This is a genomic window from Nocardia brasiliensis ATCC 700358 (assembly GCF_000250675.2).
Lineage (GTDB): Bacteria > Actinomycetota > Actinomycetes > Mycobacteriales > Mycobacteriaceae > Nocardia > Nocardia brasiliensis_B.
This window is the reverse complement of record NC_018681.1, coordinates 8,897,443-8,923,096: the sequence shown is the minus strand read 5'-3', so window position 1 is coordinate 8,923,096 and position 25,654 is coordinate 8,897,443. Positions and strand designations below refer to the sequence as shown.

Below are 25,654 nucleotides of genomic sequence, written 5' to 3'. Positions count from 1 at the left end.
TGCTCCGGAGCGGTTCGAGTTACGCGACCAGACGGAGCCAAGCGGCCGCCAGGGCGGCGTGCCCGGCGGGGGTCGGGTGCACGCCGTCGGCGGCCCAGTACTCCGGGCCGGTCCGTGCGCCGAGTTCGGCGAACATGCCGTCGGCGGCGAGCAATCGTGCGTCGTAGGCGCGGGCGAGTTCGCGGACGACCTGGATCTTCGGGTCCAGGTCGACCCGCCACTTCCGGCGTACGGCGGCGTCGAGCCGCACGTGGCCTTTGTCGACGACGCCGCTGATCGCCAGCAGGAACGGCTCGATGAGAATCAGCCGCGCCCCCGCTTCGGCGAGCGGGGCGAGTAGCCGGTCGTACCCGGCGGCGAAGTCCTCCGCTGAGATCAGGTAGCCGTCGGGGTCGAGCGAGTGCCAGCCGACCTCGTTGATGCCCGCGAGGACGGACACCACATCGGGGTGCCGGTCGAGTACTTCGGCCTGCCAGTCGGTTTCGAGATCGGTGACCTTGGCTCCGGCCGCCGCCGTGTTCAGCCAGCGCACCGGCCGATCGGGGTGTCGCAGACCCCATTCGCCCGCGATGCGTAGCGGGTAGCCGTAGCCCAGACCGTCCGCGCTGTCGTCGCGCCGGGCGTCGGTGATCGAATCGCCGGTGAACAGCACCGTGTCGCCCGAGCGCAGGGTGATCGTCATGTGAACTCCTGAAAACTTTTGGGGTAGATCATGATTCGCGTGAGTTCACGCGGCGCTGAACCAGTGCGCGGCGGCGGACTCGAATGCCACGGCGTCGCGTTCGCCCGCCCACGCCACGAATCCGTCGGGGCGGATCAGTACTGCACCGACGCCGAGATCGTCGCGGGGCGTCGCGGCCACGTATCGAATCCGGTTCGATCAGGCGGCAATTGCCGTGCGCAGGCTCGGATCGGCACCGAAGTCGAGCAGGACGCCGCGTCCGTCATGGGTCAGGTCGCCCAAACGAGTGTCGTCGTCGAACCTGAAATCCGGTGCGCTGCGGCCGATCATCGGGTGGGTGCCGCCGAGGTCGTAGCGAATCGAGGCGCCCGAACTGCGTGCGAAACCGTAGGTCGTGCCGTCGGCGGTCGCGAGCAGATCCTGGATCACGCCGCGGAGCGCGCCGGCGATCGGGCCGGGTCGCAGGATCGCCGCCTGAGCGCGGGACCAGTCGAGCACTGCGGCTCCGATCGGATGCCGTTCCGTGGTGTAGGTGTCGAGCAGTCCTGTCGGTGCGGCGCCGTGCACGGTCGCCGCGAGCTTCCAGCCCAGATTCATCGCGTCGCCGATGCCGAGGTTGAGGCCCTGCCCGCCGAGCGGGGAGTGGATGTGCGCGGCGTCGCCTGCGAGCAGCACCCGCCCCTGCCGGTAGGTCGTCGCCTGCATCGCCCGATCGGTGAAGCTGGAGGCGAAGTGGACCGCGTCCAGCGTGACGTCGGTGCCGGAGACGCGGCGCAGCACTTCTTGCAGATGTTCGCGGGTCAGCCGCTGCGTGCGGTCGAACGCGCCGCCGTCGAAATCCATCATGCCGATGTGCCCGTTCGCGGCCAGCCGGAGATACACGCCCGTCTCCGTGCGGTTGATGATCCCCTCGTCCAACCGCTCCGCGTCGGCGATATCGGCGAGCGCGACGTAGCCGGTGAATTGTGGCTCGGTGACCGCGAATTCGAAACCCGCCAGCTTGCGCACCACACTGCGCCCGCCGTCGCAGCCGACCGCCCAGCGCGCGGCGTAGGTGCGCGCCCCGGCGTGCACGAGCACTTGCTCGTCGTTCTGTGCGATGGCGGAAACCGCTGTGCCACGCTGGATCTGCACACCGAGCGCGACGGCCCGCTCGGTCAGCACCGACTCGAGCGCGGCGAGGGTCACCATCATCGAGTGCAGCGCCGGGCTGGGCAGGTAGTAAGGCAGGTCCGCGAACTCGACCCGGGCCGCCTCGAGGACCAGGCCCGCGAAATGGCCGATATGGCGCGGTGTCAGATCTTCGTCGAAGCCCGTGCGGAGGTCGTCGGGCGCGCCGGTGGCTTTCCGCAGCGCGGGCAGCAGCCCGCGGCGATAGAAGGCCTCGGCCGAAGCGGCGGAAAGGCCCCGGCGGTCGAGTGGTTCGGCCCGCCACGGCGAGCCCGGGTCCGGTTCCCGCTCGAGCACCAGTACCGAACAGTGCGCCAGACCCAGCTCGCAGGCGAGCAGGAGGCCGACCGGGCCCGCTCCCACGATCACGACATCGAATTCGTCCATGCCTCGATGGTTTTCGAGCGCTCTTGCACCGCGCTGACGCAGAACTTGCGGCGCGCCTACGGGGTAAGTTCTCCCGCCGCCGGAAAAATCGGTTGGCCGTCCACCGCGACCGCTGCTACGTTTCCGGTGACCGTGCAAGTCCGAGGAGGTGGTACCCGTGAACGCAGTATCTACATGGGTGCTCCCCGCTGGGGTCACGGTCGGGCGATAGGTCGTCCGGGAGCGCCGCTGAACGCACTCCCGAAAGGCACGACCATGCACTTCACTTCCGAACAGCGCTTCGACGACGGCGTCCTCGAACGCGCCTTCACCCTCGGCGAGATCCCCGGCATCCTGTGGACGCCCGCAACCGCATCCGCCTCCGCGCCTGTGCCACTGATCCTGGTCGGGCACCCGGGCGGGCTGCCCGGCATGTACCCCCGGCTGGTGGGCCGGGCCCGGCACGCCGCGGCCGACGGCTACGCCTCGGTCACCATCGAACTCCCCGGCGGCGGCGACCGGCCTCGCTCGGCCGCCGCCGAGCAGGCCCGCGCCGACCTGCGGCGAGCCATCGAAGCGGGCGGTCCGGTCGACGACGAGATCGTCGCCCGGCTGATCCTCCCGCTGGTGGAACAAGCCGTCCCGGAATGGCAAGCCACCATGGATGCCGCTCTCGCGCTGCCCGAGATCGACGGACCGGTCGGGTACTCGGGCGGGCCGATCGGCATCGGCATCCGGTTGGCGCGGGTCGACCCGCGGATCGCGGCGGCCCTGCTGTTCGCCGGAAGTTTCGTGCCGCGCAGCATGTTCGAGGAAGCCGGGCAGGTCACCATCCCGCTGCTGGTACTGCTGCAATGGGACGACGAAGGCAACGATCGGCAGCTGGCGCTGGATCTGTTCGACGCCTTCGGCACCAAGGAGAAGACGCTGCACGCCAATATGGGCGGACACACCGGAGTCCCGCACTTCGAAGGTGACTCGGGCAGCAGGTTTTTCGCGCGGCATCTGAAGTAGGGGCCGCACCGGCAAGGGGACCAACCCTGGAACACCCTTGCCGGCAACGCCGGAAACGATCGGCAGGCTCGAGCCTGCCGATCGTTCTCGGTCTCAGTGCGAGATCATCGGGTGAGCAGCGAGCGCAGCCCGGTGATGGTGTCGCGGCGCTCGTAGGCGATCCAGGCGAAGATCGCCGACAGCACCAGCGGGAAGGGCGCGTACGTCGGCATATCCGTCAGGAAGACGTTGGTGGCGGCGGCCAGCAGGGTGAGGATGGACAGACCGGCCGCGGCAAGCCCGCTCAGGTAGCGCACGAGCAGGCCGATACCGCCGGCGACTTCGCAGACGCCGATGAAGTACATGAGCCACGGCGAGCCGAGACCGGCTTCCCGCATGGCCACCGTGTTCTCCTCGGGAACCATGTTCAGCAGCTTCGGCAGGCCCGAGGCCACGATGAAGAACAGGCCCAGCACGATCTGCAGTCCCCACAGGACGCGGTTGCGGACCTTGCCGGGGCGGACGGTGGTGGTGGCGGCGGTGGCGGAGATGGCGGTCATGGTCTTTCCTTCTGGGTTGGTCGCGCTGTCGGGTAGCGCGTTCACCTGAGAAGACGGGGACCCCGAAAAGAATTAATCGGTCGCGTCCCAAGATTTTCTGCCGGGTTGTTGGGGGTCTTGGTTCGGGGCCATCGCTGCCACCGGCTTGCGCATACGTATACGTCTACATATATTGGTGGTGTTGCTCGTCTCGGAGTTCTCGAAGATGTACTAGCGCAAGAGGAATGGCCATGACTGAATCGCTCTATTCCGTAACCACGATGCCCTCGCAGCGGCGTCCCGGCTGCCCGTTCGACCCGCCGACCGAGCTGCTCGAGGCTCATCGACACGGCCCGATCAGCCGCTATACCTTCCCCGGCGGCGAACCGGGCTGGCTGGTCACCGGATACGACCTGGTCAGGACGATTTTGGCGGATCCCCGGTTCAGTTCGCGCAAGGAGCTCATGCGGCACCCGACCATCGACTATTCGGGTTTCGAGTTCCCGACCGCGGCCCCCGGTGAGTTCCTGCTCATGGACGAGCCGCAGCACGGGCGCTATCGGAAACCGCTGGTGGCCAAGTTCACCGCTCGGCGCATGCGGCTGCTCACCGAACGCATCGAGCAGATCACCGCCGACCACCTCGATGCCATGGAAAAGGCCGGGCCGCCAACGGATCTGGTCGCCGCGTTCGCCAAACCCATTCCCGCCATGATGATTTGTGAACTGCTCGGCGTGCCCTATGCGGACCGGGACTCGTTCCAGGACAACGTCGAGTCGTTCATGAACGGCGAGACAAGCGATGAGGACCAGATAACGGCGGTCACCGCGACCTACGACTACCTCACCGGCCTGGTGGCCGCCAAGCGCGCGAAACCCACCGACGACATTCTCAGCGACCTCACCGACAGCGATCTGACCGACGAGGAACTGCGGGGGATGGCCCTCATCCTGCTGGCGGCCGGATTCGACACCACCGCGAACATGCTGGCGCTGGGCACTTTCGCGCTGCTGCGCCATCCCGGGCAGCTCGCCGCACTGCGCGCCGATCCCTCGCTCACCGACCAGGCCGTGGAAGAGCTGTTGCGGTATCTCAGCGTCGCCAAGACCTTTATGCGCACTGCGCTGGAGGATGTCGAGGTGGGCGGTCAGACAATCGAAGCGGGGCAGGTGATCATCGCCTCGTACCACACTGCCAATCGCGACCCCGAGCACTTCGCCGACCCGCACTCGCTCGATCTGCACCGACCGGCCACGGCGCACCTGGCTTTCGGCCACGGCTCCCACCTGTGCCTGGGGGCGCAACTCGCCCGGGTCGAAATGCGCGTCGCGTTCCCCGCCCTGATGAACAGATTCCCGACCCTGCGTCTGGCCGTACCCGCCGAAGAAGTCGCTTTGCGTCCGGAGACCGCCGATATCTACGGAGTCAAGAGCCTCCCCGTCGCCTGGGACGTTTGACGTCGGCTCCATTCCGCCGGGGACGACCTCGGCGAACAGCCGTGCACCCCGGGCGATCGTCCACCTCCGCGCGACGAGATCCACACTGTCCATGGGTTTCTCGCGTCTGTCAGGACGGCGCACGAGCTGGGCCGGCCTGGGAGGCGGGCCGGCTCAGCGGTCGACTGTACCGGTGAGGCCGCCGATCCGGGTACCGGCATGGTCGGCGGCGGTGACCGTGCAGAGGATGCCGTCGTTCGGGACCATCCAGTAGTCGAGATGGCTGTTCTTGGAAAGGATTTCGCTCAGGCGCTGTTTGCAGAAGCCCCAGGCGTCCAGGCCCCCGGACGGGTGCCGAGGGAGAGCGCCGAACTCTGCCCTGAGGATCACTTCGCCGTAGTGCGGCTCGGAACACGACTTCAGGTGTACCGCTTCGTCGAAACGAGCGCTGTAGTCCCAGCAGTCGCCGACCTGGAGATACGTATGATCCCGCGACCCGCCGTCGTTGTAGTACAGCCCTACCGCAACGACCACGAAGAGGAGTGCGGCGCCGAATGCGGCGACAGCGATCCGATTACGCACGTCGAGATCTCCAGTTGTCCACTACGCCAACCGCAATGGCGTGTGTACCAGTCGTATCACAGAACGGCGCACCGGCGCACAGTCGATTTCACCCTGCGGGTCTGTCGCGGAGGACGGCGGTCAGCAGGGCCGCGGCCGCGGCGATGGCCGCGGTAACGGCGAACGCGGTGCCGTACGCGTGCGCGAGCTGCGATGCGGTGGGTTGGCCGGAGTCGCCGGTCGCGGTGGTGATGGCGAGTAGTCCGGCCAGCCCCAGCGCACCGCCGATTTGGCGGGTGGTGTTGATCAGCCCGCCGGCCAACCCGGTGTGTTCGGCGAGGACGCCGGTGGTGGCGCGGGCGGTCAGCAGGACGAACGCGATGCCTTGTCCGGTGCCGATGAGTAGCGACGGGGCAGCGATGTCGGTCAGGAATCGTCCGTCGACGGGGGTGCGCGCAAGCCAGGCCAGCCCGGCCGCGAGCAGTGCCAGTGCGGTGGTCAGCAGGGCGCGGGTATTGAGATATCGAGTCAGTCTCGGGGTGATCGTGGAGGCGGCTGTGATCATGATCGCCAGCGGCAGTTGGGTGAGGCCGGCTCGGATCGGTGTGTAGCCGAGCACCTTCTGCTGATAGAGCGGGAGGAAGAAGAACAGTCCCAGCCACACCGCGCCGAGCAGTGTCATGACGATGTTCGCGGTCAGTATCCCGCTGATGCGCAGGAGCGCGGGCGCGATGAGCGGCTGCGCTAGCTTCCGCTGTGATCCGGCGAAGAGGATGAGCAGTAATACCGCCGCGATCAGTGGGACGGTGACGCGGGGCGCGGTCCAGCCGTACTGTCCGCCGACCGAGAGCGCGTAGGTGAGTGCGGCGAGGCCGCCGGTCACGAATGCCGCGCCCCACAGGTCGATCCGGCCGCCCGCCGGAAGGTCGGCGGGCACCAGCCATATCGTGGCGGCCAGCACCGCGATCGCTACCGGTGCGCCGATGAGAAACACCGCGCGCCAGCCGAAGACGCCGGACAAGAGGCCGCCCGACAGCACCCCGGCGACGCCGCCGATGCCCGATACCGCGCCCCACACCCCGATGGCCCGCGCGCGGCCCGCGCCTGCGGGAAACAAGGTCAGCACCAAGGCGAGTGCGGTCGGGGCGAGCAGTGCCGCGCCCACCCCCTGTCCGACTCTCGCCGCGAGCAGGACCGCGGCGGTGGGGGCGAGCCCCGCCGCGATCGAGGTGGCCGCGAAAATCGCTGTGCCGGTGAGAAATACCCGCCGCCGTCCGAATACGTCGCCGATTCGACCGCCCAGAATCAGCAGGGCCCCGAAGACGAGTACGTAGCCGTTGACGACCCAGGAGAGCCCGACCGGTGACAGTTCGAGCCCGTGTCCGATGTCCGGCAGGGCGATATTGACGATCGAGGTGGTCAGCACGACCAGGAACTGCGCGGTGGCCAGGACGGTGAGCCCGATCCATGCCCGAGTCGACGCCGTGGGGGTTCGGGTGACGGAGTACATGATCAGTCCGCGATCCAGGAGCCGTGGATACCGCCGGGCACGTGCCGGGGCAGCTCGACGGCCGCGACCGGCGGCGCGGTGAAGTCGCGAGCGTCGAGGATCAGCAGCTCCGACGCCTTGCCTGCGCGGTCGCCGACCAGCGTGAGCAGGTAGCCGTCGTCTTCGCCGGTGGCATCGGCGGCGGGGACGAAAACGGCTTCCCCGGGGATGCGGCCCGCACCGGTCGGGGCCAGCACGCGTGCGCCGGTATCGTTGTCGTACTTGATGATTCCGACGCCGTCATATCCGGAGCCGGGGTAGGCGACCGCGTAGCTGTAGCGGTTGCGGCGCCCGAGGTAGTCGAGGTTGATGGTCGGGAACTCGGTGACCAGCGAGTCCATCATTTCCTCGCGTGCGGTGCCCTGCCCCGGATCGAGGACCCAGCGGTACTGCAGAGCCCCGGCGACCGGGTCGGTCTGGTATCCGGGTGCGCCGGTCCACCACTTCCACGATGTCTCCCAGGCCGACCGATCCAGCCGGGGGCCTTCCACGACGACCCGCCCGGCCTCGTCCTCGTAGGCATTCGAAACATGCAGCATCGCACCGGGTTCCACGTCGAACCAGCGCACCGGGCCGGTGCCGGTGCGGGGCAGGATACCCATGCGCGCCTGGTAGGCGTCGTCCCACCGGTAAGGGATGCCGGAGGTTTCGGCGGGGTTGAACGTCACCGACAGGTCCAGCCACACCGCGTAGTGCTCGGTGATCGCGAAGTCGTGCATCAGCGACGGGCCCGCCCCCTCGACCACCTGCTGGTGGCGGATGTCGCCGTCGGCCGAGGCGATGTAGTAGATCAGATGCGGCGCGACGGGGGAATAGGCGAAGAAATGCAGTTCACCGGTGACCGGGTCCACCTTCGGGTGCGCGGTCATCGCGGTTTTCAGCTTGCCGCCGAAGTCGTAGGCGCCCACCGTATCCAGCTCCGGGGTCACCTCGAACGGCAGGTTCGACTCCTGCAGCGCCAGGATGCGGCCGGCGTGCTCGATGATGTGGGTGCCCGCCACGCTGGCGGTCAAATCGATGCTGCCGTCCTCGCGAATATAGGGCGCACCGACGAGGGCGGGCGTCTTCACCCACCGGTTGCGATACCACTCGGCCTGACCGTCACGCAGCCGCAGGCCATGCAGCATGCCCGCGCCCTTGAACCAATGTTTCGGGGTGTCACCGGGTTTCGGGTTGTGACCGTTGCGGAAGTAGCGGCCGTTCAGTTCGGTGGGGATGGTCCCGCGCACCGTCAGGTTGTGCGCGGTCACCTCGTCCGGCACGGGCTGGTAGTGGCCGGTCAGATAGGGCTTGGCCAGTGTGGTGTCGCTGTTCATCGGATTACCTCGTGATGTGCTCGAGCGGCAGCGACGCGTTCCGAGAACGCGTCCATACCAGGGGTTTTCGTCGTCCGGTCGCCGAACTATCCGGCAGTGCCCTCGATGTGCGCCTTCAGCAGTTCCAGTCCGGGCTGGACCTGCGCCGGGTCCTCGACCGGGTGTGGGCCGGGCGGCTCGGTGTCGGGGATCAGCCGCTGAAAAACCCTGCAGAACAAGGTCGTTCCGTCGCCGAGGTCGAAGGTGGTGAAGGTGGCGATGGCGTGCATCGCCGGTGCCGGGGTGCCGTCGTCGAGGATGTCGCGGCCGACCACGGTCCAGAGTTTGCCGGGAACCCGCGCCACCACGGTGTATTCCTTCGGCTTCTCGTTCAATTCCGGAAAGATGTACTCGAGCAGCACATCCCCGAGTTCGGCGGGGACTCCTTCGGTGCCGCGTCGCACCTCGGTTCCCGATGCGAACGGCAGCCACTTCGGCAGATTCGACCAGGTCGTCGCCCAGTCGTAGACGACTTGCGCGGGACGTTCGACGACGATGCGGTTCTCGACGAACCGGATGTTCAGGTTGTCCGGGATCTGCGGTACGTACAGGTCAGACATGTCTCTCCTGAGTAGGTAGGCCGCTATCCGGCGTGGTGGGCGCCGGTCATCAGGGCGGCGAGGTCTTCGGGGTGCAGGAACGACGGCGGTGGTGGCGGGCCCCAGCTGAACAGGCCCTGGGCGCCTTCGAAGACTTCCGGGGTCCAGAGTTGGTCGTCGATGATCGAGTCCATGTCGGAGTAGTACTCGGAGAAGTTGCCCGCGGGATCTTTGAGGTACCAGAAGAAGTTCGAGCCCGCGTGGTGGCGTCCGAGTCCCCAGATGTGTCGTTCCGGATGACCCTCGAGCATGGCGGTGGCGCCGCGGCCGACATCGTCGATGTCGTCGAGCTGCCACGAAGTGTGGTGCAGGAAGTTGACCGGCGCGTTGAGCACCAGCACGTTGTGGTGATCGGTCGAACAGCGCAGGAACGCGCCTTCGCCCTTGATCTCGTCGGAGAGCTTGAAACCCAGACCGTCGACGAAGAAGCGGCGAGTGGCCGCGTAGTCCACCGAGCCCAGGACCGCGTGGCCGAGCTTGCGCGGACGGATCGGATCCGCGCGCAGTACACCGGGGGCGCGGGTGCCCTGGCGTTCGATACGGCCGGGCCCGTTGTACGGGGTCGCCGGTGTGACGGCCTGGGTTATGCGGTTCGAAATCCGAACTGCGGCCCGGAAATTGGCGACCGGCTCGGTGGTGGTCACGGAGTCGGCGGTGCGTTCCACCGGCAGGCCGAGCTTGTGCAGACGGGCGGCGACCACGTCGAGATCGCCGGAATCGTCTGCACCGATGACGATTTCGGCCAGCCGTCGAGACGATGCGCGGATGAGCCGGAGCTGGTCGCCGCCGTCGCGGGTGGACAGCCAGCCGTCCGGTCGGGGTACGAGCCCGAATTCGGTGTAGTAGTCGCGGGTCGCGGCCGGATCGGGTACGCCGATGGTGACCGACGACAGTCGGTGTAAGGCCATTGTGTCTCCAGGGGATTCGGTGTGCTCTTACTGCCCGGCGACGATCAGGTGGCGCATCTCGCCGACACCGCGCACGTAACTGACCAGTTCGTCGCCGGGCGCGAGGTACCGCTGCGGGGTGCGGCCGAACCCTACGCCGGCGGGGGTGCCGGTGAAGAGGACGTCGCCGGGCAGCAGCGGCGTGATCGCCGAGAGCCGCGCGATCAGCTCGGGCACCGGGAAGATCATGTCGGACGTCCGGCCCTTCTGCATCTGCTCACCGTTGATCAGGCAGCCCAGTTCCAGATCGTCGGGGTCGTCGAACTCGTCCGGGGTGACCAGCACCGGACCGATCGGCCCGAAGCCCGGAAAGGACTTACCCATGCTGAACTGCGCCGCCGGGCCGACCCGCTGCCGGACGCGTTCGGAAATGTCCTGTCCCACAGTGACTCCCGCGACGTATTGCCACGCGTCCGCGGCGGCGACGTGATGTGCCCGGCGGCCGAGCACCACAACCAGTTCGACCTCCCAGTCCACCTTGCCCGGCACCAGCGTGACCGTTCCGTAGGGATCAGCCAGCGAGGTCACGAACTTGGTGAATACCGGTGGCTCCTCGGGCACCCCGAGCGACGACTCCGCGGCGTGCTCGGCGTAATTGAGGCCGATGGCGAACAGCTGCCGGGGATTTCGGGCCGGATTGCCGAATTCCGTCGCCGGAAAGTCCGATAGCTGGGTGCCCTCGGCAGTGACGGTGGAGCAGAACTCGAGCAGTTCGTCCCAGTGCTCGTAGGCGTCCTGGGTATTGGGACCGAACCACCCACCGCTGGCGCGGGCGATGTCGATGACGGTGTCGGACGCGGTGATCAGCGACAGCCGATCCGAAATGGTGGCGAAACGCATGGTGCGGACTCCTGAACAAAAGAGGTGAACGGTTCGGCAGGATCAACGAGGCGTCGGCGCGGGATCGCCGTGCGTGGTCGCGGACCGGTAGTCGGTGTAGGTGTAGGGGTTGTCGAGGACTTTGGTCTCGGGGATCTCCGGGTTCATGCCCGCGCGCCAAGCCTGTTCTCCGAGTTCGGCGCGCAGGTAGTCGACCGTCGCCTGCGCCGCACGACGCGCACCGGCCAGGTCGACACCGACCAGCCGGTGGTCGCGTTTCACGATCCGGCCGTCGACCAGGACCGTGTCGACGTCAGCCCGCTGCGCGTGCAGGACGACGTGTCCGTGCGGGTTGAGCAGCGGCGCCATCGCCGGTGAAGCGTCGTTGCGGACGAGCACGAGGTCGGCCTTCTTGCCGACCTGCACGCTGCCGATCTGGTCGTCGCGCCCGATCGCTCGTGCGCCGCCCCGGGTTGCCCACTCGACGACCTGCTCGGCATGCAGCGAGGCATGGGTGACGGTCTCACCCCGCGCGTGCGCCGCCTGATGCTCGGCCGCGCGGTCGGCGCCCAGCGTCGTGCGCATGGCGGAGAACAGGTCGCCGCTGCAGAGCACACAGCTGTCCAGCGACAGCGACACGGGAATTCCGTGCGCGCGCAGGGCGGCCGTGGCGGGATAACCCTGCCCGGCACTCTGCTCGCTCTCCGTGGACACCGACACCGAGCCGCCGCTCGCCGCGATGCGGTCGTAGGAGTCCGCCGACAGCGTCGAGGCGTGCACGTACACCGTCCTGGCCTCGGCGTAGCCGTGCTCGTGGATCAGTCGCACGGCGTCGTCGCCGGTCGCGCCCCAGACTCCGGCGTGCGTGGTCACGGCCAAATCCAACTCGCGGGCGACCTCGAATGCCTGCTGCTCGGGAAAGCTCGGATCGCCGGTGACGTCGAAGGCGATCTGGAAGCCCTCGAGATCGCCGGCGCGACGGTCGAAGAACTTGCGGAACTCCGGTGTGCCCGTCCAGTTCGCGGGCGCGTCCTGGATGTTGCCGTAGGCCAGCACGAACCTGCCCGGTACCGCGGCGAGCGCGTCGACCGCCGCGTCGGCATGGTCGATCGTCTGCAGGCCGTGCGACCAGTCCACACAGGTGGTGACCCCGGCGTCGAGCGCCTCCAGCGCGCCGAGGAGGTTCCCGGCGTAGATGTCCTCGGGCCGGAACTTCGTGCCCCAGTTCAGGTAGTACCAGACGAAGTACTGCGTGAGTGTCCAGTCCGCACCGTAGCCACGGGTCGTGGTCTGCCACATGTGCCGGTGCGTGTCGACCATCCCGGGCATGACGATGCCGCCGCGGGCGTCGATCTCGTCGGTGCCGTCGGGAACGACGAGATCGACGCCGATGGCGGCGATCCGGCCGTCGACCACGAGCACGTCATGGCCTTCGAGGACGGTGCGGGCGGAATCCATGGTGAGGACGGTCCCGCCGCGCAACACGGACGGACGGTCAACGGTGTGCGAGTGCATGGCAACTCCTCGAATAGCGCTGCTCGGCAACGGTTTCCGGCTCGTACGGCCGAACTGCCGATGGTTTCGAAACTAGCCGCAAACTTTCGAAAGTTCAAGAGTTATTCGTAAACTGCTAGAGTGGGGTCATGGCGAAGAGTGGCGGGACGACCCGCACCGACGGCATCCACCAGGCGTTGCGTGCCGACATCCTCGGCGGTCGGCTAGTGCCCGGCGCACGGCTCAAGTTCCCGGACCTGGCCGACCGCTACCAGGTGAGCGTCGGTGCCACCCGCGAAGTGCTGACCCGGTTGGTCGCCGAGGGACTGGTGGTGGCGAAACCGCATCAGGGCTACCAGGTCCGGCCGCTGTCCCATCAGGATCTGGCCGAGCTGACGCAGGCGCGGGCGGAGATCGAATCCCTGGTTCTGCGGCTATCGGTGTCCGAGGGTGATATGCGCTGGGAGGCGGATGCTGTTGCGGCACACCACCTTATGGAACGCGCACCCTACCGGGACCCGGCCGATCCGGACCGCCTGACCGACGAATGGTCGCAAGCCCACGCCGCCTTCCATCACGCCCTGCTGACGGGCTGCCCCAACCGGCGGCTGCTCGACACGGCGCAGTCACTACGCCAGGAAGCCGAGCTGTACCGGCAGTGGTCGGTGTCCCTGGGCGACGAACCCGACCGCGACGTCGCCGCCGAACATCGGGCACTGCTCGACGCCGCCCTCGCCCGCGACGCCGACCACGCACAGCAGCTACTGCGCGACCACATCACGCACACCACGCGACTACTGATCAGCTGCGCACCCGACCAGCCGAACCGATAGTCAATCGAAATGGCTTGTGTCCCAACGGCCTAGCGCCGACCGAACGCCCACGCCGCCATGAGCGGAAACTCTTCGCGCCAGAACGCGTCGCCGTGCGCTCCGACCCGCTCGCTCAACACGACATCTGCTCCCGCGTCACGCAGCGCGTCCGCCCACCGAGTCGCGTTCTGGCGGAAGAACGGCTCCAGGGTGCCGGCGACGAGGTACGTGCGCGGAAGCGGACTCGGCATGACGGCAGGCGGTCGATATCCTCCGCCGGGGGAGGCGCACCAGATGGTGCCGTAGACATCTGGATGTCGCAGCCCCAAGGCCAATGCCAGCTCACCGCCGGCCGACACACCGCACACCGCGGTGCGCTCGGCGGGCAGGGCCACCCCGAACCGCGATCGCAACCATCGGCTGACGTCTTCGCCGAAGAACCGCTCATGTGCCGAGAATCGCTCGGGATCGAAGCCCGGCGAATATTCGTGGAGCCGCCGCGTCTCGTCGGCCGCGCGGTGTACCCCGACGATCACCGTGGCCGGCACGTCCGCGGCCGCCAGATCAACGCCCCACTGCGCAATCGACGCACCGTCACCGGCGAACACGACCGCCTCCGGCCGATCCGCCGGAACATAGACCGTCACCCGACGCCCGCCGTCATAGTCGAAGGTCTCGGTGACCAGTTCACCAGCGATGGACATCCTCGAAACTGTAGCGCCACGCGCGCGGGCGAGGGCGTGTTGTGCGACCGGCGGCAGAGTCCCCTGAACCTGCGGATCCTGCGAGTCATAGGGACGCTGGATCGAGCTAGGTGTCGACCGTGCGCGCGGGGTGTGTGGTGGCGTGCAGGCTGCTCAGTAGTGCGAGGGCGTGGGCGCTGGGTGTGGCGGGTTCGGCGTGGTAGATGATCAGTTGCTGGCCGGGGGCGCTGCGCACGTCGAAGGCCTGGTAGGTGAGGGTGAGTGGGCCGACGTCGGGGTGTACGAGGTGTTTGGGTTCGCGGGTCTTGCCGCGCACCTGGTGGGTGTCCCACAAGGTGCGGAAGTGCGCGCTGCCTTCGCTGAGTTCGGTCACCAGGCGGCGCAGGGCAGGGTCGTGGGGGTTGCGGCCCGCGGCTACTCGCAGGTTGGCCACGGTGGCCTGTGCTGTCCAGTCCCAGTGGGCGTAGAACTGTTGTCCTGCCGGGTCGAGGAAGGTCATGCGGGCGAGGTTGTCCACCGCGCGGAACGGGGAGAACAGGGCGTCGGCTAGGGCGTTGGTGGCCAGGACGTCCAGGATGGGGTTGAGCACGAAGGCGGGGGTGTGCGGGTAGCCGTCCATGAGTTGGCGCAGGTCGGGGCTCACGGTCTGCGGTACCGGTGTGGGTGTGCGGTCCGGTGCGGCGCCGGCCAGCCGGAACAGGTGCTCGCGGGCGTCGGAGTCGAGATCCAGTGCGCGGCACAGGGCGTCGAGCACTTGCGGTGACGGGTGGGTTTCGCGGCCTTGCTCCAGGCGGGTGTAATAGTCGGCGTTCACGCCGGCGAGTACGGCGACTTCTTCGCGGCGGAGTCCGGTCACCTTGCGTCGTCCGGAGTAGAGCACACCCGCGTCTTCGGGTGTCCGTTGCGCGCGACGCGCTCGCAGGAACGCACCCAGCTCACCACTGACCATGGCTTCAGGGTAGGTCGCGGTCGGCGCGGTCGGGTGGGTGCGGCACACCCAGCCACCACGCGTCCTGCCAACTTTTTCCGTCGTTGCCGACGCTGGTCGGTATGACAAGCGATATCGACGTGGTCGGCATGTGGGTCACCGCGGACGGGCATATCCGGCAGGAACTGCGCGCCGATGGGCGCTACGACGAAGCGCGCGGCGAACGGCGCAGCGCCTACACCGGTCGCTACACGGTGACCGGGACTCACCTCGACTACGTGGACGACACCGGCTTCACGGCGACGGGCGACATTCGTGACGGCGTGCTGTACCACGAGCATCTCGTCCTTCATCGTGAGTCCGCCGACGCTCACCACCGGCAGGTTCGGCGATGAGCGTGCCTGTCGCCGACCGTGCACTGGAGGGCAAGGTCGCGCTGGTCACCGGCGCCGCCCGCGGGGTCGGCGCGGCCACGGTCGCCTGGCTGCACGCCCGCGGCGCGCAAGTGCTCGCCACCGACCTCCGACCCGAGGTGCACGAGCTCACCGACCGGTTCGACCGGGTGTCCACTCTGGTAGGCGACGTGTCCCGGGAGGACACCGCGGTGCGCTCGGTGGCAGCGGTGATCGATCGGTTCGGCAGCGTGGACATCCTGGTCTGCAACGCCGGTCGATCAGTGAACAAACCGATCGTCGAGACCACAGCGGCCGACTGGGACGAGCTGATGTCGATCAACGCCCGCGGGGCGTTCCTGCACGCCCGGGAAGCATTTCGGGTGATGTGCGCACACGGCGGTGGCGCGATCGTCACCGTCGGCTCGTTCGCGTGCACCGTCGGACTGGCCGAAGCCGCGGCCTACTGCGCGTCCAAAGGAGCGCTGGCGCAGTTGACCAAGGTGCTCGCGCTGGAGGGTGCTCCGCACGGCATCCGCGCCAACGTCGTCGCGCCCGGTGTCATCGAGACCGACATGCTCGACAACTTCCGGGCCGACAGCCGGGAGTATCTGCGGTCCTTCGGCGCCGCCCACCCCCTGGGCCGCGTCGCCCAGCCCGAGGAGATCGCCGAGGTGATCGGTTTCCTGGCCTCTCCCCGGGCCGGTTTCATCACCGGCGCGGTCGTGGCCGCTGACGGCGGCTACACCACAGCCTGAGTCTCGACACACAACGAAAGAGAGCACATCATGCCTGGACGGCTCGCCGACAAGGTCGCGTTGATCACCGGCGCGACCGGTGGCATCGGACATGCCACCGCGGAACTGTTCGCCCGCGAAGGCGCCCGCTTGGTCGTCACCGATATAGCCCAGGACGCCACGCAGGCGCTCACCGCGCGCCTGGCAGCCACCGGCGCCGACGTGCTGGCCGCCGGGTTGGACGTCTCCGCACCCGAAAACTGGAGCGAGGTCATCGAGCTGACTCGGCAGCGCTTCGGGCGGCTCGACGTCCTGGTCAACATCGCCGGCATCGTGGACTGGCCCGGTATCGAGGACACCACGCAGGACTCATGGGAACGCGTGATCGCGGTCAACCAGACCGGCACCTGGCTCGGGATGAAGACCGCCATGCCCTTGCTGTGCGCCTCCGGCAACGCCTCGATCATCAACACCTCCTCGGTGCTCGGTCTGGTGGGCAGCGGAGCCGCCGCCGCGTACCAGGCGTCCAAGGGAGCGGTGCGGCTGCTGACCAAGACCGCCGCTGTCGAGTACGCGACCCGTGGCGTCCGGGTCAACTCGGTGCACCCCGGGGTCATCGCCACCCCGATGATCCAGGGTCTGCTCGACGAGCAGGGCGACCAGCAGCCCGACATCGTGCGCACCCCCATGCGCCGCGCGGGTGACCCCGCCGAGGTCGCTCCCACGATGCTCTTCCTGGCCAGCGACGAATCCTCGTTCATCACCGGAACCGAACTCGTCGTCGACGGCGGACTCACCGCATACTGACGACGCTTCGACGCCCGTGGCGGGTGCTACTTGCCCTTGGAGCCGCTGGCGGACAGCGATTCCAGCAGGCAGCTCCAGTGCGCCGCGCCGCCGGGGCAGCCCGGGGAGGCCACCTCCTCCGCCTGCTCGGCGGACTGCAGCGGGAGTCCGGCGGCGGAGGCCGGGATCGCGGTCGCCAAGGGTGCCATCAGGAGTACACCGGCGAGCAGGCCGACACGAAGCTTGGTGCGCATCACAGTTTCCTTTCGGGCGGCCGGGGAGGGGTTCGGCCATCGCAGCGAAGCTACCGAGACAACCGTTCCGCCCGACAGACCTCGAAAGCCCTGCCCCCGAAAACGGGGCGGCGCAGCGGCTTACGCCGTTACGCCCGATCCCGGCGCGACCGCGACGGGAGTCGATGAGCGGAAGATGCCTACTCGCGAGTCATCTCGAACGTATGTTCGATACACTGGGGTGGTGGATGCGGCCGAGAGCGAGGGGCTATGCGCGATGTGTCGTCCGGGCTGATGAAGCTGCTGGTCAACGAAGTGGGGGTGCGGCATGGGCTGGTGCTCGAGGAGTCCGCGGGGGAATTCGTGCTGTCCGGGGGTGCCGGGTACCGGGTGGTGCTGCCGCACACCCGGCTGGACCGGCTGGTCGCCCGGGTGCCGCGGCAACTGTGGGCGACGCTGATCGGGGATCGGCTGGACGTGCAACTCGCGGATCTGGCGGCGGGGCATCTCGAGGTGTCGCGGCTGGCGGCGGTGCGGCCGCGGTTGCGCACCCGGTTGTGTTCGGCGCGCACGAGCGGATTGATCAACGATGTGCGCAGGCTGGTCGCGCCCGGCCTGTTGCAGCGGGTGCTCATCGACTACGGCGAGCTCATGGTGCCGGTGACCTATGCGGCCGCGCAGCGTTGGGGCGCAAGAGAATCCGACCTGTTCGCGATCGCCGAGCGCAACACCCGCGCGGAGGGCGGACTGGATCTGATGGCCGCCGAGGTCGACGGCATGGACGACGTGGATCTCCAGATGATTTACGGCGCTTCGGACTTCGTCACCGCGCACGTGCGCTGGCTGGACGACTATCCGGTGGTCGGGCCGTGGGGCGCGCTGCTGGTGCTGCCCGGCCACACCCATGTGCTGGTCCATCCGATCACCGGCCCGACGGTGTTCGCGGGCACCAGCCTGCTCGCCCAGTTGCTCGTCGCGGGCGAGGCCGACGCGCGGCCGATCAGCCGCGCGATCTACTGGTGGCGCAATCGGATCACCGTCGATATCGCCGCCACCATCCGCGGCAGCGGTGACTGGATGGAGGTGGTCCCCGCCGACCACCTGGCATCCCTGCTCGAGGTCATGCGCCGGGACTGACCGCCCGTACACCCCGCGACGAATCGAGAGGCGTACGGGCGCAGCAGATTACGAGACGACCGGCAGGTACACCGCGTTGCCGTGATCGATGAACTCGGCGGACTTCTCCGCCATGCCCGCTTCGATCGCCTCCACGTCGGTCAGCTGGTTGCGCGCGGCGTACTCGCGCACATCCGCGGAGATGCGCATCGAGCAGAACTTCGGCCCGCACATCGAGCAGAAGTGCGCGGTCTTGGCCGGCTCGGCGGGCAGGGTCTCGTCGTGGTACTCCCGGGCGGTGTCCGGATCCAGTGACAGCGCGAACTGGTCGCGCCAGCGGAATTCGAAACGCGCCTTGGACAATTCGTCGTCGCGCTGCTGTGCGTGCGGATGCCCCTTGGCCAGATCGGCGCTGTGCGCGGCGATCTTGTAGGTGATCACGCCGACCTTGACGTCGTCCCGGTTCGGCAGCCCGAGATGCTCCTTCGGCGTGACGTAGCAGAGCATCGCGGTGCCCGCCTGCGCGATGATCGCGGCGCCGATGGCCGAGGTGATGTGGTCGTAGGCGGGCGCGATATCGGTGGCTAGCGGACCGAGGGTGTAGAACGGCGCCTCCTCGCAGAGTTCCTCTTCGAGCCGCACGTTCTCCACGATCTTGTGCATCGGCACGTGGCCCGGGCCCTCGATCATCACCTGTACGCCATGGGATTTCGCGATCTTCGTCAGCTCGCCGAGGGTGCGCAGCTCGGCGAACTGCGCCTCGTCGTTGGCGTCGGCGATGGACCCGGGCCGCAGGCCGTCGCCGAGGGAGAAGGTCACATCGTATTTCGCGAGGATCTCGCACAGTTCCGCGAAGTTGGTGTACAGGAACGATTCCTGATGATGCGCCAGACACCAGGCGGCCATGATGGATCCGCCGCGGGAGACGATGCCGGTGACCCGCTTGGCGGTCAGCGGCACATAACGCAGCAGCACGCCCGCGTGCACGGTCATGTAGTCCACGCCCTGCTCGCACTGCTCGATCACGGTGTCGCGGTAGATCTCCCAGGTGAGCTTGGTCGGATCGCCGTTCACCTTCTCCAGCGCCTGATAGATCGGCACGGTGCCGACCGGCACCGGCGAATTACGCAGGATCCACTCGCGGGTCTCGTGGATGTTCTTGCCGGTGGACAGGTCCATGATGGTGTCGGCGCCCCAGCGGGTGGCCCACACCATCTTCTCGACCTCCTCGGCGATGGACGACGAGACGGCCGAGTTGCCGATGTTCGCGTTGATCTTCACCAGGAACTTCTTGCCGATGATCGTCGGTTCGAGTTCCGGATGCCGGTGGTTGGCCGGAATGACGGCGCGCCCCGCGGCGACCTCGTCGCGCACCAGCTCGGGGGACACGCCCTCGCGGGCCGCGATGAAGCGCATCTCCGGCGTGACGATGCCCTGCCTGGCCCAGGCCAGCTGGGTCGGCGGCCCGTCTACCTCGGGCTTGTCCCAGGTGTCGCGCAGCTTGGGCAGACCCGCTTCCAGATCGATCTCCGCGGCGTCGTCGGTGTACGGCCCCGAGGTGTCGTAGAGGTCGAAATGCTCGCTGTTGGTCAGGTTCACCCGGCGCACCGGAATCCGCAGCCCGTCGACCTCGGTGTAGTGCTTGACACTGCCTTCGATCGGTCCGGTGGTGACCGATTCCACGGTCTCGGACCCATTCTTGGATGCAGCAGTTGCCATGATTTTCCTCCCTACGCCGGCATTACCCGGTCAGGTTCATACGGTCGACGGCCCTAGCCGTCCTCTCAGCCCGCTGGTGCGAGCCCCCGTTGGCGTGTGAAATTTTCCAGCACGACAGTACCCGGCATCCCGGGACCTGCGCCCGATGATCGCCAGGATTGTCCGAGTCCGCAGCGGTGGCGACCATCGCGCGCCGGTGTGTTCCGCCGAGCGGCCGACCCGGAACACAGACCTGCCCTCGACCGTGGCTCCGGTCGAGGGCAGGTGGTGCGCGTACGCCGGGTCAGCGTTCGCGCGGGCCGATCGGGAATCCCAGCGCGCCGAAGGTGGCGTTCAGGTTGATCTCGATCTGGGTCAGCAGGGCGTTGAAGTCGGCGAGCATGGACACGACGTTCTCGGTGCGGCAGCCGAACTGATCGGGTGCGTTCGGCGCGAGCCGTCCCTTCAGCCAGTTGAGCGTGTCGGCCATGCCGAGCGAGGGCAGGGTCAGATGCTCGCTGAGATGGTCTCGCTTGTAGATCACCGAAGCACCTCCGGCGCACCACTGCTCGCTCAACCGGTCGTTGGTCCACACCGGCACGGCCTCGTCGAACACGCCCTGGTACAGGAAGATCGGCGCGGTCGGGATGTTGCGGCCGAGCACGGTCGCCTCGAACACCTCCTTGATCTCGGGGACCGCGAGGAACTCCGGGATCGAGATGGTCAGCATGCGGCCGTAGTCGACGAACATCTGGGTGAGCGCGTTGCGCGGAAGGCATTGCCGCTCAGTGCGATCCATCAGCACCCGGCCCTCCGGCGTCAAGTACCGGTCCGCGGCCTCCTTGAACTTGGGGTACGCCTTGCGCAGCGACGAGATGCCGATGCCGATCAGACTGGAGAACATCGACCCGTTGACGTGCAGCAGCGACACCACGTCCGAGGTCGGCGCGCCCAGCGCGATGCCCTTCACGTTCAGCTCGGGCGCATAGGTCGGCTGCATTTCCGCCGCCCACCCCGAGCCCATCCCGCCGCCGGAGTAACCCCACAGTGCGACAGGCGTATTCGCGCCGTCCAGGCCGAGCGGCTCGAATCGCTGAGCGGCGCGGACACCGTCCAGGGTCATGTAGCCGGGTTCCTTGGCGACGGCGAGATGCCCGTCGAGGCCCTCGTAGTCGGGGATCGAGATCGCCCAGCCCTGGCTGATCAGGGCGGCGATGGCGATCAGCTCGCTCTGTGAGTGCACGCCCTCGATCCCGGCCAGGCCCGAACCCTGTTGCAGCACAAAGGAAGGCGAGCAGTCGAGGCTCGCGCTGTCGTAGTAGAACTGGAGCGAGACCAGCGGCCGGTGCCGGTTCGGGTCCGCGCCCGCGGGCAGGATCACCGTGGTGACGGCGACGGTGGGTTGTTCGTCGAGATCGGTGGTCCGATAGAGCAACTGCCAGGAACGCACGTTCAGCGGCAGCACGGTCAGCGCGGCCAGGCGCACCTCACGGGACCGCAGGATGGTGCCCGGCTCCTCGGCTCGGAAACCTTCTGGTGGTTGGTAGAACGAATCTTCGTGCGGGAGTGGCATCGCCGCGGCCGGCGCGGGTCTGACGCCCCCGGCCAGCAGCACCGTGGTCACGGCGATCGCCATGGTCACCAGCACCGCCATCGCCCGTCTTCCGGTGTGTACTCGGCCGGTCGGATCCCCTTTGATCACTGACACGTGCGTGTCCTTCCTCATCAGCGTGACAGCGATTACAGCATGAGACCGTGTTATCAACAAGAACCCTTTCTAAACAGTGCCGAGCTATGGTCGAGGGATGACCCGCAGCAAATCCGCCGCGCGGCCTGCCCCGAGTCCGGCGCGCCGCCGGATCCGTGGACTCGACGCCGAACAGCGCAGCGCCCAGCGGCGCAGTCAGCTGCTCGATGCGGCCACCGAACTGTTTGCCGAGCACAGCTATTCGGGAACATCGATCGAGCAGATCTGCCAGCGCGCCTACGTCGGAACCAAGGGGTTCTACGACCACTTCGACAGCAAGGAAGCGTGCTACCTCGCGTTGCTCGAACAGCTCACCGCGCAGATCCAGCAACGTGCGGCCGCGGGCGCGGCAGCGGCGGCGGATCTGGGCTGGCCGGAGCGCGCGGCGGCGGTGGTCGACGCGTTCGTGCACGCGATCGCGGACGACCCGCGGCTGGCGAAGGTGACTTTCGGTGAGGCGGGCGGGATCTCACCGACGGTGGAGAAGATGCGGCGCAGCAACCGGCGGTGGGCGGCGGCCTTCCTGGATCGGGAGTGGGCGGGCGAGCCCGCCGACGACCCGGCGGTCCAGCGTGCCCGGCTCGCGCTGGCGCTGGCCGCGATCGGCGGCATGTTCGAACTGGTCGCGGACTGGCTGCACCATCACGACGACGGCGAGGCCCCGGACGGCGCCGAGACCCTCAGCACGGATCTCACCGCGTTCCTGACCGTGCTGCACGCCGGCCGCGGAGCCGTTGCGGCCGAATAGGTTCGGACAGACCGCGAGCCGGGCCGATGGGTATCGGCCCGGCTCGTGCTCACCGTGGGCGGGCGGGCAGGATGCGTCCGGTGACCTCGCCGAGGCCGATGCGCCGGTCGGCCGGTCCCGGTGCGGTCGCGGTGATGCGCACCTCGTCGCCGTCCTCCAGGAAGGTGCGTCGCTGACCGTTCACCAGCACGGGTTCCTTACCGCCCCAGGACAGTTCGATGAACGATCCGCGCTGATCCGGTTCCGGTCCCGAGATGGTGCCGGAGGCGTACAGGTCGCCGGTTCGGGTGGCCGCGCCGTTCGCGGTGAGGTGCGCCAACATCTGCGCGGGTGACCAATACATGCGTGAGAACGGCGGATGCGTGACAGCCTGCCCGTTCCACGACACCGTCAGGTCGATGTCGAGACCCCACGGTTCCTTGTCCTGGAGATAGGGCAGCGGTTGCGGGGACTGCTCCGGCGTCGGCACCCGGGCGGCCTCCAGCGCCGCGAGCGGCGTGACCCACGGCGAGATCGAGGTCGCGAACGACTTGCCGAGGAAGGGGCCGAGCGGCTGATACTCCCAGGCTTGGATATCGCGCGCGGACCAGTCGTTGACCAGCGCGACGCCGAACACCCGCTCGGCGAACTCGCCGGTCTCCACCGGCGCGCCGAGCTCGGAGCCGACGCCGACCAGGAAGCCGAGCTCGGCCTCGATGTCCAGCCGCTGGGACGGGCCGAAATCTGGTGTGCCGGAATCGGTCCGGCGCTGCCCGCTGGGCCGGATCACCTCGGTGCCGGACACCACGACGGTGCCCGCGCGACCGTGGTAGCCGACCGGCAGGTGCCGCCAGTTCGGCAGCAGCGGTTCGCTGTCGGGGCGGAACAGCCTGCCGAGGTTGGTCGCGTGGTCGATGCTGGCGTAGAAGTCGACATAGTCGCCGATCGGGACGGGCAGGCCGAGGCGCACGTCGGCCAGTGCGTGCACCGCGGCACTGTCGATCTCGGTGTCGACGAGTTCGCGTACCCGCTCGCGCACCTCGCGCCAGCGCTGCGGTCCCTGCGCCATGAGCGCGGCCAGGCTCGGCCCGGCGAACTCCGGATCACCCAGTGCCGCAGCGAGATCGACAACGGAATCGCCGATGCGGGTGCCCACCCGATAGTTCTGGCCCGCCGGGGCGAACACGCCGTAGGGCAGGTTGTCCACGCCGAACAGGGAATCGGCGGGTACTTCGAGTCGAGTCCTCACTGCGGCCCCCGTCCCGACCAGGTCCACGCGTACGCCGGGTCTTCGCAGGCGAGAGCGCCCTCACCGAGTTCGAGCGGGCGGAAGGTGTCGACCATGACGGCGAGCTCGTCGAAGTATTCGAGTCCGATGCTGCGTTCGTAGGCGCCGGGTTGCGGGCCGTGCGCGTACCCGCCGGGGTGCACCGACACCGAGCCCTGCCCGATCCCGGATCCCTTGCGCGCCTCGTAGTTTCCGCCGCAGTAGAACATGATCTCGTCGGAGTCCACGTTGGAGTGGTAGTACGGCACCGGAATCGAGAGCGGGTGATAGTCGACCTTGCGGGGCACGAAGTTGCACACCACGAAGTTGATCCCCTCGAAGGCCTGATGCGCGGGCGGCGGCTGGTGCACGCGGCCGGTGATCGGCTCGAAATCGCTGATGTTGAAGGTGATCGGGTACAGGCAGCCGTCCCAGCCGACCACGTCGAACGGGTGATCGGCGTACACCATGCGGGTGCCCACGACCTGCCCGCCGGCCCGGTGCTTGACCAGCACCTCCACGTCTTTGCCGGTGGCGGTGAGGGTTTCGGCCGGGCCGTGCAGGTCGCGCTCGCAGTAGGGCGCGTGCTCGAGCAGCTGGCCGAACTTCGAGAGGTAGCGCTTCGGCGGGGTGATGTGGCTGGCCGCCTCGATCACATAGGCGCGCAACGGCTCCGGGCCGGAGGGCAGCCAGCGATGGGTGGTCGCACGCGGAATGAGCACCTGATCGCCCTGCCGGGCGAAGACGGCCCCGAACACCGTCTCCACCACCGCGGAGCCGGATTCCACGTAGACCAGTTCGTCACCGATCGCGTTGCGGTACAGCGGCGAACCACCCTTGGCGACGACATAGGAAATGCGCACGTCGGCGTTGCCGAGGATCAGCCTGCGGCCGGTGACCACATCGGTGCGGGCGTGGCTGTCGTCCGGGAACAAGTCGTGCAGCTTCAGATGCCGATGGCGCAGTGGATGATTCGGCGTCGTCGACTGATCGGGCAGTTCCCACACCGTCGAGTCGACGATCGCGGGCGGCAGCCCGCGGTGGTACAGCAGGGACGAGTCGCCGGAGAAGCCCTCCTCGCCCATCAGCTCCTCGTAGTAGAGCTGTCCCTGCTCGTCTCGATGTTGGGTATGCCGCTTCGGCGGCACTGCTCCTACCTGTCGATAGAACGCCATGACCGCACCTCCTGCCTGGCTTGTGGCCTGGTTTTAGTTTGGTCACCATCGTAGTGACGGCGGCTCGGCCGCCGTGGCGGAATTCAGCCCCGACAGCGCGAATTCTGTCGGAACATTCGAGGATCAGCGGGCATTTCGTCTAGCTGTTCCGTGCGTAGCTGGCTATTTGTCAGGCAGCGGCGCTAGGCATGCCGCAGGGCGCGGTACACCGCGGCGCCGACGAAGGCGCCGAGATCCTGTGGCGTCCATCCGTCCTGGTCGGCGAGTAGCGTGCGGACCGCGCCCTCGCCCGCCGACACCCACTGCTCGACCAGGACCGGCAGCTTGCGCTCGGCGTCCTCGGTGCCCCAGGCTCGCAGCGTCGGGCGCAGCAACGTGGTGCAGCGTTCGACCGCGAGCACACGGCCGCGGCCGAACGAATCCGCAACGGCGGGATCAGGATTGCCGTAGAGCAGCCGCCAGGCGTCGGGGCGGACGGCGGCTTTCTCCAGCAGCGCGCGGAAGCCCTCGATGAACACCGTCTCGCCCGCGTCCACCGCGCGGGGCGGCAGGACTTCGAGAACGCCGTCGATCAGGTAGCTCTCTTCGCGCTGGATGAGCGCCTCGATCAGCTCGACGCGATCGGCGAAGCAGGCATAGACCACCGGACGGGTCACGCCCATCCGGTCGGCGACGGCGGCCATGGTGACGGCCGCGATACCGTCCTGCACCGCGATCGCCAACGCGGTGTCCAGGACCTGCGGTCTGCGGCGTTCCGGACCGAGGTGCGGCGCCCGCTGGCGTGGCTGCCGCACCGCCGAATCGCTACCCATGCGGACCAAG

At 68.0% G+C, this 25,654-nt stretch carries 27 protein-coding genes and 1 riboswitch; of the genes, 8 read left to right on the top strand and 19 right to left on the bottom strand.

Annotated features, from left to right (window positions below; all coding sequences use genetic code 11):
- Positions 1–19 precede the first annotated feature (19 nt).
- Genes O3I_RS39980 through O3I_RS39975 form a run of 3 tightly spaced genes read right to left on the bottom strand, consistent with a single transcriptional unit; the run spans position 20 to position 2,239 of the window.
- Entirely contained in the window at positions 20–682 is a 663-nt protein-coding gene (locus O3I_RS39980) for a GDSL-type esterase/lipase family protein (RefSeq protein WP_014988766.1), read from the bottom strand.
- 45 nt (positions 683–727) lie between these two features.
- Positions 728–871 (bottom strand): hypothetical protein, encoded by a 144-nt coding sequence (locus tag O3I_RS46910; RefSeq protein WP_337587896.1) that lies wholly within the window; start codon positions 869–871, stop codon positions 728–730.
- 9 nt (positions 872–880) lie between these two features.
- Positions 881–2,239, bottom strand: coding sequence for an FAD-dependent monooxygenase (locus O3I_RS39975; protein ID WP_202804909.1), 1,359 nt, complete (start codon positions 2,237–2,239; stop codon positions 881–883).
- Positions 2,240–2,494: 255 nt separating this feature from the next.
- Between O3I_RS39975 and O3I_RS39970 the strand changes: the two genes are divergently transcribed.
- A complete protein-coding gene (locus tag O3I_RS39970; protein WP_014988765.1) occupies positions 2,495–3,232 on the top strand; it encodes a dienelactone hydrolase family protein in 738 nt (245 codons plus the stop codon).
- A gap of 104 nt (positions 3,233–3,336) precedes the next feature.
- Here O3I_RS39970 and O3I_RS39965 read toward each other — a convergent pair whose 3' ends face one another.
- On the bottom strand, positions 3,337–3,771 hold the full coding sequence (locus O3I_RS39965; protein WP_014988764.1) for a DoxX family protein: 435 nt from the start codon (positions 3,769–3,771) through the stop codon (positions 3,337–3,339).
- 224 nt (positions 3,772–3,995) lie between these two features.
- On the opposite strand from O3I_RS39965, the gene O3I_RS39960 reads away from it, so the two are divergent.
- Positions 3,996–5,207, top strand: a complete 1,212-nt coding sequence (locus O3I_RS39960; RefSeq protein ID WP_014988763.1) for a cytochrome P450 — start codon at positions 3,996–3,998, stop codon at positions 5,205–5,207.
- Positions 5,208–5,360: 153 nt separating this feature from the next.
- Here the strand turns inward: O3I_RS39960 and O3I_RS39955 are convergent, their stop codons facing one another.
- The 7 genes from O3I_RS39955 to O3I_RS39925 form a co-directional block, all read right to left on the bottom strand.
- Positions 5,361–5,768: a hypothetical protein gene (locus O3I_RS39955; protein ID WP_014988762.1), complete on the bottom strand. Its 408-nt coding sequence runs from the start codon at positions 5,766–5,768 to the stop codon at positions 5,361–5,363.
- 88 nt (positions 5,769–5,856) lie between these two features.
- The gene (locus tag O3I_RS39950; protein ID WP_014988761.1) at positions 5,857–7,257 is read right to left on the bottom strand and encodes an MFS transporter; all 1,401 of its coding nucleotides are present in this window, start codon (positions 7,255–7,257) and stop codon (positions 5,857–5,859) included.
- A gap of 2 nt (positions 7,258–7,259) precedes the next feature.
- Positions 7,260–8,612, bottom strand: a complete 1,353-nt coding sequence (locus O3I_RS39945) for a carotenoid oxygenase family protein (RefSeq protein ID WP_014988760.1) — start codon at positions 8,610–8,612, stop codon at positions 7,260–7,262.
- Positions 8,613–8,698: 86 nt separating this feature from the next.
- Positions 8,699–9,211 (bottom strand): SRPBCC family protein, encoded by a 513-nt coding sequence (locus O3I_RS39940; RefSeq protein ID WP_014988759.1) that lies wholly within the window; start codon positions 9,209–9,211, stop codon positions 8,699–8,701.
- Positions 9,212–9,234: 23 nt separating this feature from the next.
- Entirely contained in the window at positions 9,235–10,158 is a 924-nt protein-coding gene (locus O3I_RS39935; RefSeq protein ID WP_014988758.1) for a VOC family protein, read from the bottom strand.
- 27 nt (positions 10,159–10,185) lie between these two features.
- A complete protein-coding gene (locus tag O3I_RS39930; RefSeq protein WP_014988757.1) occupies positions 10,186–11,037 on the bottom strand; it encodes a fumarylacetoacetate hydrolase family protein in 852 nt (283 codons plus the stop codon).
- Between the two features lie 42 nt (positions 11,038–11,079).
- The gene (locus tag O3I_RS39925) at positions 11,080–12,531 is read right to left on the bottom strand and encodes an amidohydrolase family protein (protein ID WP_014988756.1); all 1,452 of its coding nucleotides are present in this window, start codon (positions 12,529–12,531) and stop codon (positions 11,080–11,082) included.
- Between the two features lie 128 nt (positions 12,532–12,659).
- Between O3I_RS39925 and O3I_RS39920 the strand changes: the two genes are divergently transcribed.
- A complete protein-coding gene (locus tag O3I_RS39920; protein ID WP_014988755.1) occupies positions 12,660–13,343 on the top strand; it encodes a GntR family transcriptional regulator in 684 nt (227 codons plus the stop codon).
- Positions 13,344–13,372: 29 nt separating this feature from the next.
- On the opposite strand, the gene O3I_RS39915 is transcribed toward O3I_RS39920, so the two are convergent.
- Both O3I_RS39915 and O3I_RS39910 read right to left on the bottom strand, forming a co-directional pair.
- Positions 13,373–14,026 carry an alpha/beta hydrolase gene (locus tag O3I_RS39915; protein WP_014988754.1) on the bottom strand — a complete coding sequence of 218 codons (654 nt, stop codon included), beginning with the start codon at positions 14,024–14,026 and terminating at the stop codon, positions 13,373–13,375.
- Positions 14,027–14,132: 106 nt separating this feature from the next.
- Positions 14,133–14,975, bottom strand: coding sequence for a helix-turn-helix transcriptional regulator (locus tag O3I_RS39910; protein WP_041564932.1), 843 nt, complete (start codon positions 14,973–14,975; stop codon positions 14,133–14,135).
- 101 nt (positions 14,976–15,076) lie between these two features.
- Between O3I_RS39910 and O3I_RS39905 the strand changes: the two genes are divergently transcribed.
- The 3 genes from O3I_RS39905 to O3I_RS39895 are packed head-to-tail and all read left to right on the top strand — an operon-like array spanning position 15,077 to position 16,890.
- Positions 15,077–15,349 (top strand): Atu4866 domain-containing protein, encoded by a 273-nt coding sequence (locus O3I_RS39905; RefSeq protein WP_014988752.1) that lies wholly within the window; start codon positions 15,077–15,079, stop codon positions 15,347–15,349.
- Complete coding sequence (locus tag O3I_RS39900; protein WP_014988751.1) at positions 15,346–16,104, top strand: SDR family NAD(P)-dependent oxidoreductase; 759 nt, start codon at positions 15,346–15,348, stop codon at positions 16,102–16,104. The genes O3I_RS39905 and O3I_RS39900 overlap by 4 nt, the downstream gene beginning before the upstream one ends.
- A 30-nt stretch (positions 16,105–16,134) precedes the next feature.
- On the top strand, positions 16,135–16,890 hold the full coding sequence (locus O3I_RS39895) for an SDR family NAD(P)-dependent oxidoreductase (RefSeq protein ID WP_014988750.1): 756 nt from the start codon (positions 16,135–16,137) through the stop codon (positions 16,888–16,890).
- A 26-nt stretch (positions 16,891–16,916) separates the two neighbouring features.
- Here the strand turns inward: O3I_RS39895 and O3I_RS39890 are convergent, their stop codons facing one another.
- Positions 16,917–17,123, bottom strand: a complete 207-nt coding sequence (locus O3I_RS39890) for a hypothetical protein (RefSeq protein WP_014988749.1) — start codon at positions 17,121–17,123, stop codon at positions 16,917–16,919.
- Positions 17,124–17,372: 249 nt separating this feature from the next.
- On the opposite strand from O3I_RS39890, the gene O3I_RS39885 reads away from it, so the two are divergent.
- Positions 17,373–18,239 (top strand): hypothetical protein, encoded by an 867-nt coding sequence (locus O3I_RS39885; protein ID WP_014988748.1) that lies wholly within the window; start codon positions 17,373–17,375, stop codon positions 18,237–18,239.
- A gap of 48 nt (positions 18,240–18,287) precedes the next feature.
- Here O3I_RS39885 and thiC read toward each other — a convergent pair whose 3' ends face one another.
- Positions 18,288–19,937 (bottom strand): phosphomethylpyrimidine synthase ThiC, encoded by a 1,650-nt coding sequence (thiC, locus tag O3I_RS39880; RefSeq protein WP_041563168.1) that lies wholly within the window; start codon positions 19,935–19,937, stop codon positions 18,288–18,290.
- Positions 19,929–20,037: riboswitch (TPP riboswitch) on the bottom strand. It overlaps the preceding gene by 9 nt.
- Before the next feature lie 183 nt (positions 20,038–20,220).
- Positions 20,221–21,624: a lipase family protein gene (locus O3I_RS39875; protein ID WP_167829205.1), complete on the bottom strand. Its 1,404-nt coding sequence runs from the start codon at positions 21,622–21,624 to the stop codon at positions 20,221–20,223.
- 97 nt (positions 21,625–21,721) lie between these two features.
- Here O3I_RS39875 and O3I_RS39870 point away from each other — a divergent pair, with 97 nt between their 5' ends.
- The gene (locus O3I_RS39870) at positions 21,722–22,411 is read left to right on the top strand and encodes a TetR/AcrR family transcriptional regulator (RefSeq protein WP_014988745.1); all 690 of its coding nucleotides are present in this window, start codon (positions 21,722–21,724) and stop codon (positions 22,409–22,411) included.
- Between the two features lie 49 nt (positions 22,412–22,460).
- Here the strand turns inward: O3I_RS39870 and fahA are convergent, their stop codons facing one another.
- The 3 genes from fahA to O3I_RS39855 all read right to left on the bottom strand — a co-directional run bounded on the left by fahA (position 22,461) and on the right by O3I_RS39855 (position 25,644).
- Entirely contained in the window at positions 22,461–23,639 is a 1,179-nt protein-coding gene (gene fahA, locus O3I_RS39865; RefSeq protein WP_041564929.1) for a fumarylacetoacetase, read from the bottom strand.
- Positions 23,636–24,832, bottom strand: coding sequence for a homogentisate 1,2-dioxygenase (locus tag O3I_RS39860; RefSeq protein WP_014988743.1), 1,197 nt, complete (start codon positions 24,830–24,832; stop codon positions 23,636–23,638). Before O3I_RS39860 ends, fahA begins: the two co-directional genes overlap by 4 nt.
- Before the next feature lie 182 nt (positions 24,833–25,014).
- Positions 25,015–25,644, bottom strand: coding sequence for a TetR/AcrR family transcriptional regulator (locus O3I_RS39855; protein WP_014988742.1), 630 nt, complete (start codon positions 25,642–25,644; stop codon positions 25,015–25,017).
- Between the last annotated feature and the right edge of the window lie 10 nt (positions 25,645–25,654).